We start from the raw sequence: 13352 nt of genomic DNA, 5'->3' as shown, positions 1-13352 counted from the left end.
GCGATCCACAGGCCCGCGGTCGGGATGCAGCGCTTGAGGAAGATGCCGGGCAGCAGGGTCGGCTCGTCCTCGTCGCCGGTCGCCACCAGGGTCGGCACGGTCAGCTTCCGCAGCTCCGCCTCGAACTCGTAGATCGACGGCCGGCCGGCCTGGACGCCCTTCAGCGTATTGGCGGAGCCGATCGCGGAATGGCCGGCGAGGTTGCGCGCGAACTCGCGCCAGCCGCGCGGGTCCTTGTTCTGGTACTGGACCCGGGTCGGCGCCACCGCGTAGCCCTCGGCGCCGACCGCCATGCCCTGCGTCAGCAGCCGGTCGGCCATCGCCTGCGCGTCGGCGCGGAACTGGGGCTGGCGCTCGATCTCGGCGCCGTGACCGCAGCCGGCGACGACCAGCGAGCGGGCGAGGTCGGGGTGGCGCATGCCGAAATGGACCGTGCAGAACCCGCCCATCGACAGGCCGACGACATGTGCCTTCGCGATGCCGAGCGTCCGCAGCAGGTCGTGGGCGTCGGCGACGGCGCGGTCCTGGGAATACATCCCCGCATCCTCGGGCACGTCGGACGGCGGGTAGCCGCGCGCATTGTAGGTGATGCAGCGGTACTGCCGCGACAGGGCGCGGACCTGTGGCTCCCAGCTCGAATGGTCGCCGGCGAACTCGTGGACGAAGAGGACGGGGAAGCCGGCTCCCGTCTCCTCGTAGTAGAGCTGGACCCCGTCGCTGACGGTCGCGTGCGGCATGGCGGCGCTCCTCCCTGCCGGCGCCTCGGCCGGCGTTGATCGGTCCCTACGGATAGCCCAAACTCGGCCGCGGCTCATCGCCCAATCCGGAGGTTTCCTTGGACGAGACGCATCGCGGGCGGACGGCGCTGGTGACCGGCGCCGCGCGGGGGATCGGTCGCGCCATCGCCGCGGGGCTGGCCCGGCGCGGCGCGCGGGTGGCGGTGATGGACCTCCGGCTCGCCGACGCCGAGGCGGCCGCGGCCGGCATCGGTCACGGCGCGATCGCGGTCGCGGGCGACGTCGCCGACTGGGAATCGTTCCGTGCCGCCCATGCCGCCGCCCGGGCCCGGCTCGGCCCCTTCGACATCCTCGTCAACAATGCCGGCATCTCGCCCAAGCGCGACGGCGCCCGGGTGCCGGCGGCCGAGATGGACCCCGCCGAGTGGGCCCGTGTCGTCGACGTCAACCTGACCGGCTGCTTCCACGGCGTGCGGCTGGTGGCACCCGGCATGATCGCCGCGCGGCGGGGCGCCGTCGTCAGCGTCTCCTCGGTTGCCGGCAAGCACTATTCCTCGATCGTCGGCGTCCACTACGCCGCGACCAAGGCGGCGATCGTCGGGCTGACCCGCCATCTGGCGGGCGAACTCGGCCCGCACGGCATCCGCGTCAACGCGATCGCGCCGGGCCGCATCGAGAGCCCGATGATCCACACGGTGGGGGCGGCGGTGAACGCGGCCGCGCTGGCGGCGACGCCGCTCGGCCGCCTCGGCACGGCCGACGACTGCGCCGACGCCGTCGCCTACCTCACCTCCGACCAGGCCAGCTTCGTCACCGGCGTCACCCTCGACGTCGCGGGCGGGCTGTCGATGACCTGACCCCCGACCATCCCCGCCTCCGGACATTCCCATGATCGCCAACCAGAACGCCGCCCACACCGTCGTCCGCGCCTTCCGTCGCCACGGCGTCGAGGTCGCGTTCGGACAGAGCATCCCGACCGCCTTCCATCTGGTGGCCCCCGGCTACGGCATCCGCCAGTTCGCCTACCGCACCGAGAATGCCGGGGCGGCGATGGCCGACGGCTATGCCCGCATCTCGGGCCGGGTCGCGGTGGTGACGGCCCAGAACGGCCCCGCCGCGACCCTGCTGGTGCCGGGGCTGGCGGAGGCGCTCAAGGCCTCGATCCCGATCGTGGCGCTGGTCCAGGACGTCGCCCGCGGCGCGACCGACCGCAACGCCTTCCAGGAGCTCGACCATCTCGACCTCTTCCGCGGCGTCGCCAAGTGGGTGCGCCGGGTCGCCCAGGCCGACCGCATCGACGACTATGTCGATATGGCGTTCACCGCCGCGGCCGGCGGGCGGCCGGGGCCGGCGGTGCTGATCGTGCCGATCGACCTCTTCCAGGATGCCGCTCCGGCGGAGTCGGGGCGCGTCGCCAGCCTCGGCGCCTATCCGCTCGACCGGCCGCAGGCCGACCCGGCGGCGGTGGCGGCGGCCGCCGACCTGCTGGCGGCGGCCGAGCATCCGCTGGTGGTGGCGGGCGGCGGCGTCCATTCCTCGGGCGCGGCGGCGGCCCTGGCGGCCCTCCAGGAGCGGGCGCACCTGCCGGTCGGGACGACGTCGATGGGCAAGGGCGCGGTCGACGAGGGCCATCCCTTGTCGGTCGGCGTCATCGGCTACTTCATGGGCCGGCGCGGCATGGGCAAGTTCATGCGGCCGCTCGTCGACCGGGCGGACGTGGTGCTCCTGGTCGGCAACCGCACCAACCAGAACGGCACCGATTCCTGGAAGCTCTTTCCGCGCGGCGCCCGCTTCCTCCATCTCGACATCGACGGCGCCGAGATCGGCCGCAACTACGAGGCGATGCGCCTCCAGGGCGATGCCCGGGCGACGCTGGCGGCGTTGACCGAGGCACTCGCCCGGCGCGACCTGGGGAAGCGGGCGACGGCCCGGCCCGCCCTCGAAGCGGCGATCCGCGCGGGCCGGCAGGCCCATGCCGAGGAGGCCGCGCCCGTGACCGGCTCGTCGGCGCGGCCGATGCGGCCCGAGCGGATCATGGCCGAGATCGACCGGCGCCTGACGCCCGACACGATCGTCGTCGCCGACGCCAGCTACGCCTCGATCTGGATCAACAACTACCTGCGGGCGAGGCGGCCGGGGCAGCGCTTCCTGACACCGCGCGGCATCGCCGGCCTCGGCTGGGGGCTGCCGATGGCGATCGGCGCCAAGGTCGCCTCGCCGTCGAGCCCGGTCGTCTGCGTCGCCGGGGACGGCGGCTTCGCCCATGTCTGGGCCGAACTGGAGACGGCGCGCCGGATGGGGACGCCGATCCCCATCACCGTCCTCAACAACCAGATCCTGGGCTATCAGAAGCACGCCGAGACGGCGACCCACGGCGCCTACACCGACGCCGTCGAGTTCGCCCCGGTCGACCATGCCGCGATCGCGCGCGCCTGCGGCTGCGCCGGCGTCCGCATCGAGGACCCGGCCGACTACGGCCCGGCGCTGGAGGCGGCGCTGGCGGCCGACGTGCCGACGGTGATCGACGTCGTCACCGATCCCGCGGCCTATCCGCCGGTCACCATGTTCGACGGCAAGCTGGGGGGCGTCTGATGCGCTGGGACACGATCGTCGTCGGCGCCGGCTCGGCCGGGGCCGTGGTCGCCGCCCGCCTGTCGGAGGATGCCCGCCACCGGGTGCTGCTGCTGGAGGCGGGGCGCGACTACCGCTCGGCCGAGGTGCCGGCGGCGATGGCGAGCGCCAATCCGCTCCGCATCATCCTGCCGCCGGCCCTGCAGGCGGAATGGCAGTGGCCGGGCCTGATGTGCCGGCGCACCCGGGCACAGGACCCGAAGCTCTACTGGCGCGGCCGCGGCATGGGCGGCTCGTCCGCGGTCAACGCCCAGATCGCCATCCGCGGCGTCCCCGACGCCTTCGAGGACTGGGCCGAGCGCGGCTGCGAGGGCTGGGGCTGGGACGAGGTGCTGCCCTATTTCAACCGGCTCGAGAGCGACCTCGATCACGGCGCCGCCCGCTGGCACGGCGGCGACGGCCCGATCCCGGTCTATCGCGCCCCGCGCGCGGCCTGGGGGCCGGTCGACCAGGCGCTGGCCGAAGCGGCGCTGGCCCTGGGCTATCCGTGGAACGACGACCTCAACGCCCCCGACGCCAGCGGCGTCGCCTGCTACCCGATCAACAGCCGCGACGGGCGCCGGGTCTCGACCAACGACGCCTATGTCGAGCCGGCGCGGTCGCGGCCCAACTTCCGGGTCCAGGGCGGGGCGCTGGTCGACCGCATCGTCTTCGAAGGCGGGCGGGCCGTCGCCGTCGAGGCGCGGATCGACGGCGAGATGCGGCGCTTCGAGGGCGCGCGGATCGTGCTGTCGGCGGGCGCGGTGCATTCGCCGGCGATCCTGATGCGCTCGGGCGTCGGCGATCCCGCCGTCCTCGGCCGCTTCGGCATCCCGGTCGTCCATGCCAACCCGCATGTCGGCCGCCACATGCTGGAGCATCCGACGATCCGCGCATTGCTGCGCCTCAGGCCGGAGCGGCGGCCGCGGGACGTCGACTTCCGTCATACCAACTGCTGCGTCACCTGGTCGTCGGGCCGGCCCGGCGGCGGCCACAACGACATGATCTTCATGGGCTTCAACCACCGCGGCTTCGAGGACGACGATCCGGCGCGCGCCGCCGAGGGCGCGATCGCGGCGGCGCTCTTCCAGGCCTATTCGGAGGGCGAGATCGTGCTCCGCGACCGCGACCCGGCGGTCGATCCGCTGGTCGACGCCAACATGCTCGACGACGCGCGCGACCGCGACCGGCTGCGGCTCGGCGTGCGGCGGCTGGCGGCGATCGTGGCGCATCCGGCGATTGCCGACATCTGCGAGCGCATCGGCTTCGGCTTCGCCGACCGGACCTTCGCCGAGGCGGCGGCGCTGCCCGACGACGAACTGGACGCCGCCATGCTGGCCGAGTGCGGCGACGCCCAGCACCCGGTCGCGACCTGCCGCATGACGGCGCACGAGGACCCGCGCGGCGTCGTCGACCCCGACTGCCGGGTGCGCGGCGTCGACGGCCTCTACGTCGTCGACGCCGCGATCATGCCGTCGGACTGCCGCGCCAACACCCACCTGACGACGGTGATGATCGGCGAGAAGATGGCCGACCGGCTGGCGCGGTTGCCGGGGTAGGCGGGGCCTACTTCTTCTTGCCGCCCGAGGCCGCCGGCTTGCCCGGCGGCAGGGTCGAGAAGGGCGACGACGCAGGGGCGGGCTTGGCCTTGTCCTGCTTGGGCTTCTTGGCTTCGCGGTTGCTGCGCTGCTGACCTTTGGCCATGCGGCCCTCCGGGTTGGACGCCGGCGCCGGCCGGTGATGGCCACCGGGGGGAAGCCGCGCCTCGCCCGATGCTACGCCGCAATTCGTCGGCGGTCAGGCCCCGATGACGACCGGGCTCGCCATCTGCCGCACCGTCTTGGCGATCGCCATGGCGACCAGCCGGCCCGTCTTGGGGTTGTCGTCGGTCGGGATCACCTCCTCGCGGAAGGTGAAGCGGCCGAACGTCCCCTCGGCCTCGATCTCGACGACATGCACCGTGATCCCGGGATCGGCGACGATGACGAGGCGGGTGCGGTCGAGGCCGATGCCGGCCAGTGCGGCGGCGGCCGAGATGTTGACGTTCTGGGGATAGGCCCGGGCGCCTTCCCGCACCGGGCCGTCGTGGAGGACGACGGGCGCCGTCAGCCGGTCGAGGTCGACCAGTCCCTCGGCGGCGGTGCCCTTCCAGGAGAGCGGATCCTTGCGCACGGTGACGGTGACGCGGTCGAGGCCGCCGACCGCGCCGGCGGCCAGGATGTCGAGCGCGCCGATACCGGCCGACGGCAGGATCAGCCGCCGCCCGCTTTCCGTGGCGGCCGCGCGCAGTCGCTCGAAGAGCGCGTCGTCCGTCAGCGCGCCGACCGAGGTCAGCACGAGGTCGGCGCCGGCGCGCAGCGCCCGTTCGCCATGATCGCGGACCGCCTGGTGGCCGGCGCCCTCGACGACGGCGTCGTAGGCGGCGGCGAAGAAGCGGTCCGGGTCGTGGGTCAGGCCCGGAACGTCGGTCGCCGCGCGCGGGCGGCGAACGAGGACGCCGGTGCAGGCGACCGGCCCGAGCGTGCCGCCGGCGATGCGCGACAGCAGGTCCCGCCCGATGGCGCCGAGGCCGACGAGGCCGATGCGGAACGGCCGCGTCATGCCCGCCGCCGGCGCAGCCGCTCGACGATCACGCCGCAGATGCCGGCCGGCATGAAGATGATGAAGAGGATGAGCATGACGCCGTAGATGGTGGGCGCGGCGCCGATGAAGTGGGTCCCGAAGAGGATGCGCAGGAACTCCTGCAGCACGATGGTCAGGACGGCGCCGACGGTCGGACCGAGGATGACGTACATCCCCCCCGAAATCGCGGCGAAGACGATCTGCAGCGAGACCCCGACCCCCGCCATGGTCTCGGGGTTGAGGTACATCTGGTACTGCCCGACGAGGCCGCCGCCCAGTGCCGTCAGCGCGGCGCTGATGGTGGTGACGGTGAGCTTCTGCCGGGTGACGTCGATGCCGACGGCGGCGGCGGCCGTCTCGTCGTCGGAGATGGCGTCCATGGCATGGCGCGTCATGCTGCGGTCGACGCGGTCCCAGATCAGGAGGCCCACGGCCCACACGCCGAGCGCCACCCAGTACCAAGTGACGCGGGTGAACTGCAGCGCCTCCAGGCTGTTGGGCGGGACCGTGTTCGGCGTCATGCCGAGCGAGCCGCCGGTGACGTCGCGCCAGGCGACGATCGAGAGGCGGACGACCTCGGTCAGCGCCAGCGTGACGAGGGCGAAATAGTGGCCGACGACCTTGAGCCGCGAGCAGGGATAGCCGATCACCAGCGCGACCAGCACCGCGATCGCGATGCCGAGCGGCAGGCCGAGCCAGGGCGAGAGGCCCCAGTGGTTCCACAGCAGCGCCGTCGTGTAGCTGCCGAGCCCGAGGAAGGCGCCGTGGCCCAGCGAGACCAGGCCGAACCGGCCCATGATCGTCCACGCCGTGTAGACGAAGGCCCAGAGCAGGACGAGGATCAGGATGTGGAGCGTGTAGTCCGAGATCGGCAGGAACGGCGGCAGCAGCAGCGCCACGCCGAGGATTCCCCAGCCGGCCTTCACGACTTCACCCCGAACAGGCCCTGCGGCCGCACGAAGATCATGACGATGAAGAGCAGGAAGGCCAGCACGTAGGACAGTTCGATCGAGGTGTAGAAGCCGCCGACCGAGATGATCTGGCTCATGACGAAGGCGGCGACGAAGCCGCCGATCATGCTCCCGAGGCCGCCCAGCACGCAGATCATGAAGGTGATCGGGCCGAAGGACAGGCCGATGAAGGGATGCACGTCGTACTGCAGCACCAGCAGCGCCGCGGCGAGCCCGGCGAGGCCGCCGCCGAGCGCCGAGGTGATGAGGTAGACCCGCTTCGGGTCGACGCCCATCAGGATCATGATCTCGCGGTCCTGGGCGATGGCGCGGATGGCGGTGCCGACATAGGTCCGCTTGAGGAAGAGCCAGAGCCCGAGCATGCCGAGCAGCGCGACGCAGAACGCCATCAGCCGGGCGAAGCTGACGAAGAGGTCGCCGACCTCGATGATCGGCAGGCGCAGGCCGATGTTGCGGAAGTCGGCGCCGAAGAGCAGCGTCGCGAAGCTCTGCAGGAAGAAGAGCAGGCCGCCCGTCGCCAGGAGCTGGTTGATCGGCGCCGAGCCCAGGATCGGCGAGATGATGAGCTTGTGGACCAGCATGCCGAGGATGGCGACGAAGACCACGGCCGCCGGTGCCGCCGCCCACAGCGGCACGCCCTGGACGACGTAGAGCCAGTAGATCGCGTACATGCCGCACATGACGAGTTCGGCGTAGGCGATCCAGACGACGTCGATGACGCCGAAGATGAGGTTGAGCCCGAGCGCCAGCAGCGCCAGGACGCCGCCCAGCAGGATGCCGTTGACGACGGCCTCGAGGAGGAAGATGTCCATGTCGGGGCGCCCTCAGATGCCGAGATAGGCTTCGCGGATGGCGGGATCGGACTTGAGTTCGGCCGCGGTGCCGGACTTGCCGATCGTCCCCACCTCCAGCACGTAGGCGCGGTCGACCAGCTCCAGCACCTGGCGGACGTTCTGCTCGACGATGAGCACCGTGAACCCCTCCTGGCGGATGCGGTGGACGAGGTCGAACACCTGGTCGACGATGACCGGCGCAAGGCCGGCCGAAGGTTCGTCCATGAGCAGCAGCTTCGGCTTCGACATCAGCGCGCGGCCGATGGCGCACATCTGCTGCTCGCCGCCCGACATGGTGCCGGCGATCTGCGAGCGCCGCTCGCGCATCCGCGGGAAGAGCGAGTAGACCCACTCCAGCCGCTCTGCGAAATGCGGCCGCGCGCCCGGCGAGAAGGCGCCCATCTTCAGGTTCTCCTCCACCGTCAGGCGCGGGAAGAGGCGGCGGTTCTCGGGGACGTGGGCGATGCCGAGCTCGACGATGCGATGCGGCGGGACGGCCGCGAGGTCGGCACCCTCGAAGACGACGCGGCCGGCGCGCGGCGCCAGCAGGCCGGAGATCGCCCGCATCAGGGTGGTCTTGCCGGCACCGTTCGGTCCGACCACTGCGACGGCTTCGCCGGCGGCGACCGTCAGCGCCACGTCGTGCAGCGCCCGGAACCCGCCATAGCCGGCTTCCAGGCCCCGGACCTCGAGCATCGCGGCCGGCCGCGACGCGTCAGTGGGCGCCATGGTCGCGACCCAGATAGACCTCGATCACCCGCGGGTCGCGGACGACCTCGGCCGGCAGGCCCTCGGCCACCTTCTGCCCGTGGTGCAGCACCATCACCCGGTCGACCACCTTCATCAGCACGCCCATGATGTGTTCGACCCAGACGATGGTGATGCCCATCTCGCCGCGGACGCGGCGCAGCATGTCGGCGGCCTGCTGCATTTCCGAATGGTCGAGGCCGCCCAGGCTCTCGTCGGCGAGGAGGAGCTGCGGATGTGTCGCCAGCGCCCGGGCGAGCTCCAGCTTCTTGAGGCCGGCGGCACCCAGCCCGTCGACCCGGGCCTCGGGGTCGACGGGCAGGCCGACGAGCGCCAGCGCGGCGCGCGCCCGTTCCTCGGCGGTCGCCCGGTCGATCCTGCCGGCACGGCCGAAATGGGCCGCGACGATCGCATTCTCCAGGATCGACAGGCGGCGGAAGGGGCGCGGGATCTGGAAGGTCCGCGCCAGTCCGCGATGGACGATGTCGCTGGCGGCGCGGCCGGCGAGCTCGGTCCCCTCGAAGCGGATCGAGCCGCGGGTCGGCGCCAGCGCGCCCGAGATCAGGTTGAACGTCGTGCTCTTGCCCGACCCGTTGGGCCCGATCAGCCCGAGGATCTCTCCCCGGGCGACCGAGAACGACACGTTGTCCACCGCCACGAACCCGCCGAAGGTTCGCGTCAGACCCTCCACCTGGAGCATGGCCGGAGGACGGTCCGGTCAGCGCGCGGCGTAGGGCGAGGAGGCCGGCAGCGGGATGACCGGGTCGATGGTCCGGAGCGCGGTCGGCCAGGCGATCTTTGTCTGGCCGCCGATATACTGCATGACGACCGGGCTCGAGCGCTCGTTCTGGCCCGCGAGTGGATGCCCGGGCGGGTAGAACTTGACGCCGTAGCCCTGGACCGTGCCGCCCTCCGGGATGTCGACCTCGAGCGCCGCCTTGCGGATCGCGTCGGCGCCGAAGCCGCCGTGCTTCTGGATGGCCGCGGGCAGGACGGTGTCGAGCAGGACCCAGGTCTGGTTGAAGCCCATGCTGGCGTGCGGCGGCACTTCCTTGGCGCCGGTCTTCTCCTTGTAGCGGCGCACCATCTCGGCGGTCAGTTCGCCGATCCCGGGCTTCAGCGTCTTGGGATCGAGCAGCTGGGCCGCGACCGGATCGACGTTGAAGACGTGGTCGACGTCCTTGCCGAAGGTCTCGACCAGCTTGTCGATCTGGCCATAGCCGGCGCCGTGGCCGATGAGGGCCTTGAAGCGCAGGCCCTGCTCGCGTGCCTGGCGCAGCAGCAGGGTGATGTCCGGGTTGTAGCCGGTGTGGAGGATGACGTCCGGCCGCGCCCGGCGCAGCTTGGTGACGAGCGAGGAGAGGTCGGGCGAGGTCGCGGCATAGCCCTCCTTGAGGACGATCTGCATCCCGCGCTGCTTGGCGCCGGTCTCGTTCGACGAGGCGACGCCGACGCCGTAGGGGCCGTCCTCGTAGATGATCGCGACCTTGATGTCCTTGGGCTCCATGCCGAGCTTGGGCTTGGCGACCTCGGCCAGGAACTGGGTCGAGGCGTCGCCGAACTGGTCGGAATGGACCTGGGCGCGGAACGTGTACTGCAGGTTCCGGTCCTTGACGACGGCGGTCGCGATCGCGGTCGTGATCCAGAACACCTTCTTCTGGGCGTCGACCCGCTGGGCGATCGGCACCGCGTGGGCGGAGGAGAAGACGCCGAGCAGGACGTCGGCGCGCTCCTGGCTCAGGAGGCGCTCGGCCTCGTTGATGGCGACGTCGGCCTTGCTCTGGGCGTCGGCCGCGATCGGGACGATCTTGTGCTTGCCCAGCACGCCGCCCTTCTCGTTGACCATCTCGATGGCGATGTTGGCGCCGACCGACGACGCGATCGACCCCGCCGCCGCGAGCGGCCCCGACAGGTCGTAGAGGACGCCGATCCGGATGTCCTGGGCGGACGCCCCGGAGAGGCACACGGCAACACCCGCCGCGGCCAGAAACAGGCTGCGCATGTCGATTCCTCCCGATGATGCCGCGGTCCGCCTGCGCCCTATGCGAGCACGGCGGCCGGGCTTGTGTGTTGGCGCCGACGCTAGCGGTCGTCGCTTCCCGGCGTCAAGCTCCGCTCCGGCGATCGCCGCCGGGGCGGCGCGGAAATGCGCCCATTGCGCGCGAAGCCGTGGACGGCCTGTAAGATTAGCTTCATCATCCCGTCGCAAATGTCGGACTAGACATGGCCGCTGGCACGTCGCGTGCCTCGCGCAATCGTGTCGACCAACAACACTGGCAGGGGGTGCAATGAACAAGCTGGCAGCAGGTTTGGCGGCCGCGGTCACCGCGTCGGCGGTGGCGGTCGCCATGGCCCAGGGCGCGCTCGCGAAGACGCAGCTGACCGTCTACACCGCGCTCGAGAACGAGCAGTTGCGGCCCTACAAGACGGCGTTCGAGGCGGCCAATCCCGACGTCGAGATCGTCTGGGTGCGCGACTCGACGGGCGTCATCACCGCCCGCCTCCTGGCGGAGAAGGCCAATCCCAAGGCCGACGTGGTCCTGGGCGTCGCCGTCACCAGCCTCATCCTCTTCGAGAACGAGGGGATGATCGAGCCCTATGCGGCGAAGGGGGTGGAGGCGCTCCGGCCGGCGTTCCGCGACGCCAAGAACCCGCCGGCCTGGATCGGCATGGACGCCTACATGTCGGCCGTCTGCTACAACACGGTCGAAGGCCAGAAGCGCGGCATCCCCGAGCCGAAGAGCTGGGCGGACCTGCTTAAGCCCGAGTATCGCGGCCAGGTGGTGATGCCGAACCCGGCCTCCTCCGGCACGGGCTTCCTGTCGGTCAGCGGCTGGCTCCAGGCCAAGGGCGAGGCTGAGGGCTGGAAGTTCATGGACGGCCTGCACCAGAACATCGCGCTCTACACCCATTCCGGGTCGGCGCCGTGCGTGCAGGCGGCCCGCGGCGAGTACGTGGTCGGCATCTCGTTCGAATACCGGGCCGCCCAGGAGAAGACCAAGGGCGCGCCGATCTCGGTCATCCTTCCGGCCGAGGGCGTGGGCTGGGACCTGGAGGCGGCCGCCATCCACAAGGGCACCAAGAACCTCGCCGCCGCCAGGAAGCTGATGGACTGGGTCGCCTCGAAGGAGGCGAACGTCCTCTTCAACAACTATTTCGGCGTCGTCGCCTATCCCGGCGTGACCAAGGACATTCCGAACTATCCGAAGGACGCCGAGGCCAAGATGGCGAAGAACGACTTCGCCTACTCGGCCAAGAACCGGGCGGCCATCCTCGCCGAATGGACCAAGCGCTACGACGGGAAGTCGGCCCCGCGCGCGAAGTAGGATCGTCCCCGGTGAACGCCGACGAGGGCGCCCGTCCGAACGGTTCGGACGGGCGCCCGCCCTATCTGACGGTCGCCGGGCTGGAAAAGCGGTTCGGCGCCTTCACCGCACTGTCGAACATCGACCTCGCGATCCGCGAGGGCGAGTTCGTCTGCTTCCTCGGACCGTCGGGCTGCGGCAAGACCACGCTGCTGCGGGCGATCGCCGGCCTCGACCGGCAGAGCCGCGGCACCATCGTGCAGGCCGGGCGCGACATTTCGGCCCTGCCGCCCGCCCAGCGCGACTATGGCATCGTCTTCCAGTCCTACGCCCTCTTTCCCAACCTGACGGTGGCCGAGAACATCGGCTACGGGCTGGTCAACCGGCGGCTGGACCGGCGCGCCATCGCCGCCCGGGTCGAGGAACTGCTCGGCCTGATCGGCCTCTCCGGCAGCGGCCCGAAATACCCCGCCCAGCTGTCCGGCGGCCAGCAGCAGCGGGTGGCGCTGGCGCGCGCGCTCGCGACCCGGCCCGGCCTGCTGCTGCTCGACGAACCGCTGTCGGCGCTCGACGCCCGCGTCCGCCTGCGCCTGCGGGGCGAGATCCGCGACCTCCAGCGCCGGCTCGGCGTGACGACCATCATGGTCACGCACGACCAGGAGGAGGCGATCTCGGTCGCCGACCGGATCGTCGTCATGAACCACGGCCGGATCGAGCAGGTGGACACCCCCGAGCGCATCTATCGCGCGCCGGCGACGCTGTTCGTCGCCGGCTTCGTCGGCACCATGAACTTCCTCACCGGCGCGCGCTCGGCGCCCGGGCGGGTCCGCGTCGGCGGGTTCGATCTCCAGGTCGCCGGGGCCGGTCCGGTATCCGCCGACCCCTGCACCGCCTGCGTCCGGCCGGAGGATTTCGTCATCCGCAACGTCGCGGGCGACACGCCCAACGCCTTCACGGCGACGATCGAGGCGATGGAGTTCCTGGGCGCCGTCGTGCGGGCTCGGCTGCAGGCGCCGCGCCTGGCCGGCGCGCCGCTCCTCGCCGACTTCTCGCTCAATGCGGTGACCGACCTCGGCCTCGGCCCGGGGCAGTCGGTGACGGTGGCCCTGCCGCCGGAGCGGGTCCGGGTGTTCGCCGGGGTGCCGGAGTGACCGTGCTGCCGGCCGCCGGCCGCGGCGTCGCGGTCGACCGCGAGGCATGGGTGCTGCGGCTGGCCCTGGCGGCGATGCTGGCGGCGATGCTGGCGGCGATCGCCCTGCCGCTGTGGTCGATCCTGTCGAAGAGCGTCGAGGACGCCAGCGGGGCCTTCGTCGGCCTCGCCAACTACGCCCGCTTCTTCGCGACGCCGACGCTGGCCGACGCGATCCTCAACAGCCTCTTCGTGGCGGGGCTGACCACGCTCATCGTGGTGCCGGTCGCCTTCGTCTACGCCTATGCCCTGACCCGCACCTGCATGCCGGCGAAGGGGCTGATGACCGGCATCGCGCTGGTGCCGATCCTGGCGCCCTCGATGCTGCCGGCGATCGC

At 71.6% G+C, this 13352-nt stretch carries 13 protein-coding genes and 1 pseudogene; 6 read left to right on the top strand and 8 right to left on the bottom strand.

All coding sequences use genetic code 11. The annotated features are described in order from the left end of the window. Positions 1–737 (bottom strand): alpha/beta fold hydrolase (locus ACE3Q3_RS19245; protein WP_374448840.1); only part of this gene is annotated, 737 nt, incomplete at its 3' end. Positions 738–835: 98 nt separating this feature from the next. Here ACE3Q3_RS19245 and ACE3Q3_RS19240 point away from each other — a divergent pair. The 3 genes from ACE3Q3_RS19240 to ACE3Q3_RS19230 are packed head-to-tail and all read left to right on the top strand — an operon-like array spanning position 836 to position 4906. Further along, complete coding sequence (locus ACE3Q3_RS19240; RefSeq protein ID WP_374448838.1) at positions 836–1594, top strand: SDR family oxidoreductase; 759 nt, start codon at positions 836–838, stop codon at positions 1592–1594. Positions 1595–1625: 31 nt separating this feature from the next. Beyond that, a complete protein-coding gene (locus ACE3Q3_RS19235; protein ID WP_374448836.1) occupies positions 1626–3329 on the top strand; it encodes an acetolactate synthase catalytic subunit in 1704 nt (567 codons plus the stop codon). Continuing rightward, entirely contained in the window at positions 3329–4906 is a 1578-nt protein-coding gene (locus ACE3Q3_RS19230; RefSeq protein ID WP_374448834.1) for a GMC family oxidoreductase, read from the top strand. Before ACE3Q3_RS19235 ends, ACE3Q3_RS19230 begins: the two co-directional genes overlap by 1 nt. Before the next feature lie 7 nt (positions 4907–4913). Here the strand turns inward: ACE3Q3_RS19230 and ACE3Q3_RS19225 are convergent, their stop codons facing one another. The 7 genes from ACE3Q3_RS19225 to ACE3Q3_RS19195 form a co-directional block, all read right to left on the bottom strand. Then, positions 4914–5051, bottom strand: a complete 138-nt coding sequence (locus ACE3Q3_RS19225; protein ID WP_374448832.1) for a hypothetical protein — start codon at positions 5049–5051, stop codon at positions 4914–4916. 93 nt (positions 5052–5144) lie between these two features. Further along, positions 5145–5948, bottom strand: coding sequence for an aspartate dehydrogenase (locus ACE3Q3_RS19220; RefSeq protein ID WP_374448831.1), 804 nt, complete (start codon positions 5946–5948; stop codon positions 5145–5147). After that, the gene (locus ACE3Q3_RS19215) at positions 5945–6895 is read right to left on the bottom strand and encodes a branched-chain amino acid ABC transporter permease (RefSeq protein WP_374448829.1); all 951 of its coding nucleotides are present in this window, start codon (positions 6893–6895) and stop codon (positions 5945–5947) included. Before ACE3Q3_RS19215 ends, ACE3Q3_RS19220 begins: the two co-directional genes overlap by 4 nt. Further along, complete coding sequence (locus ACE3Q3_RS19210; protein WP_374448828.1) at positions 6892–7752, bottom strand: branched-chain amino acid ABC transporter permease; 861 nt, start codon at positions 7750–7752, stop codon at positions 6892–6894. The genes ACE3Q3_RS19215 and ACE3Q3_RS19210 overlap by 4 nt, the downstream gene beginning before the upstream one ends. A 12-nt stretch (positions 7753–7764) precedes the next feature. Continuing rightward, a complete protein-coding gene (locus ACE3Q3_RS19205; protein ID WP_374448826.1) occupies positions 7765–8469 on the bottom strand; it encodes an ABC transporter ATP-binding protein in 705 nt (234 codons plus the stop codon). Positions 8470–8488: 19 nt separating this feature from the next. Then, positions 8489–9220 (bottom strand): ABC transporter ATP-binding protein, encoded by a 732-nt coding sequence (locus tag ACE3Q3_RS19200; protein ID WP_374448825.1) that lies wholly within the window; start codon positions 9218–9220, stop codon positions 8489–8491. 18 nt (positions 9221–9238) lie between these two features. Then, positions 9239–10522: an ABC transporter substrate-binding protein gene (locus tag ACE3Q3_RS19195; RefSeq protein ID WP_374448823.1), complete on the bottom strand. Its 1284-nt coding sequence runs from the start codon at positions 10520–10522 to the stop codon at positions 9239–9241. A gap of 286 nt (positions 10523–10808) precedes the next feature. Here ACE3Q3_RS19195 and ACE3Q3_RS19190 point away from each other — a divergent pair, with 286 nt between their 5' ends. The 3 genes and pseudogenes from ACE3Q3_RS19190 to ACE3Q3_RS19180 all read left to right on the top strand — a co-directional run. Then, a complete protein-coding gene (locus ACE3Q3_RS19190; RefSeq protein WP_374448821.1) occupies positions 10809–11846 on the top strand; it encodes a putative 2-aminoethylphosphonate ABC transporter substrate-binding protein in 1038 nt (345 codons plus the stop codon). Between the two features lie 11 nt (positions 11847–11857). Beyond that, positions 11858–12976, top strand: a complete 1119-nt coding sequence (locus tag ACE3Q3_RS19185) for a putative 2-aminoethylphosphonate ABC transporter ATP-binding protein (RefSeq protein WP_374448819.1) — start codon at positions 11858–11860, stop codon at positions 12974–12976. Next, positions 12973–13352: pseudogene (locus tag ACE3Q3_RS19180) on the top strand (putative 2-aminoethylphosphonate ABC transporter permease subunit); the annotation flags it as partial. The gene ACE3Q3_RS19185 and the pseudogene ACE3Q3_RS19180, both read left to right, overlap by 4 nt.

The sequence above is a fragment of the Allostella sp. genome, assembly GCF_041913585.1.
In the GTDB taxonomy this organism is placed as follows: Bacteria; Pseudomonadota; Alphaproteobacteria; order ATCC43930; family Allostellaceae; genus Allostella.
This window is presented reverse-complemented; position numbering and strand designations above follow the sequence as displayed.

What these genes read in the sequence shown, in the direction of transcription:
- ACE3Q3_RS19235 (WP_374448836.1), top strand. Translation starts at nt 1,626, where the DNA reads ATGATCGCCAACCAGAACGCCGCCCACACCGTCGTCCGCGCCTTCCGT.
- ACE3Q3_RS19230 (WP_374448834.1), top strand. Translation starts at nt 3,329, where the DNA reads ATGCGCTGGGACACGATCGTCGTCGGCGCCGGCTCGGCCGGGGCCGTG.
- ACE3Q3_RS19225 (WP_374448832.1), bottom strand. Translation starts at nt 5,051, where the DNA reads ATGGCCAAAGGTCAGCAGCGCAGCAACCGCGAAGCCAAGAAGCCCAAG.
- ACE3Q3_RS19220 (WP_374448831.1), bottom strand. Translation starts at nt 5,948, where the DNA reads ATGACGCGGCCGTTCCGCATCGGCCTCGTCGGCCTCGGCGCCATCGGG.
- ACE3Q3_RS19210 (WP_374448828.1), bottom strand. Translation starts at nt 7,752, where the DNA reads ATGGACATCTTCCTCCTCGAGGCCGTCGTCAACGGCATCCTGCTGGGC.
- ACE3Q3_RS19205 (WP_374448826.1), bottom strand. Translation starts at nt 8,469, where the DNA reads ATGCTCGAGGTCCGGGGCCTGGAAGCCGGCTATGGCGGGTTCCGGGCG.
- ACE3Q3_RS19200 (WP_374448825.1), bottom strand. Translation starts at nt 9,220, where the DNA reads ATGCTCCAGGTGGAGGGTCTGACGCGAACCTTCGGCGGGTTCGTGGCG.
- ACE3Q3_RS19195 (WP_374448823.1), bottom strand. Translation starts at nt 10,522, where the DNA reads ATGCGCAGCCTGTTTCTGGCCGCGGCGGGTGTTGCCGTGTGCCTCTCC.
- ACE3Q3_RS19190 (WP_374448821.1), top strand. Translation starts at nt 10,809, where the DNA reads ATGAACAAGCTGGCAGCAGGTTTGGCGGCCGCGGTCACCGCGTCGGCG.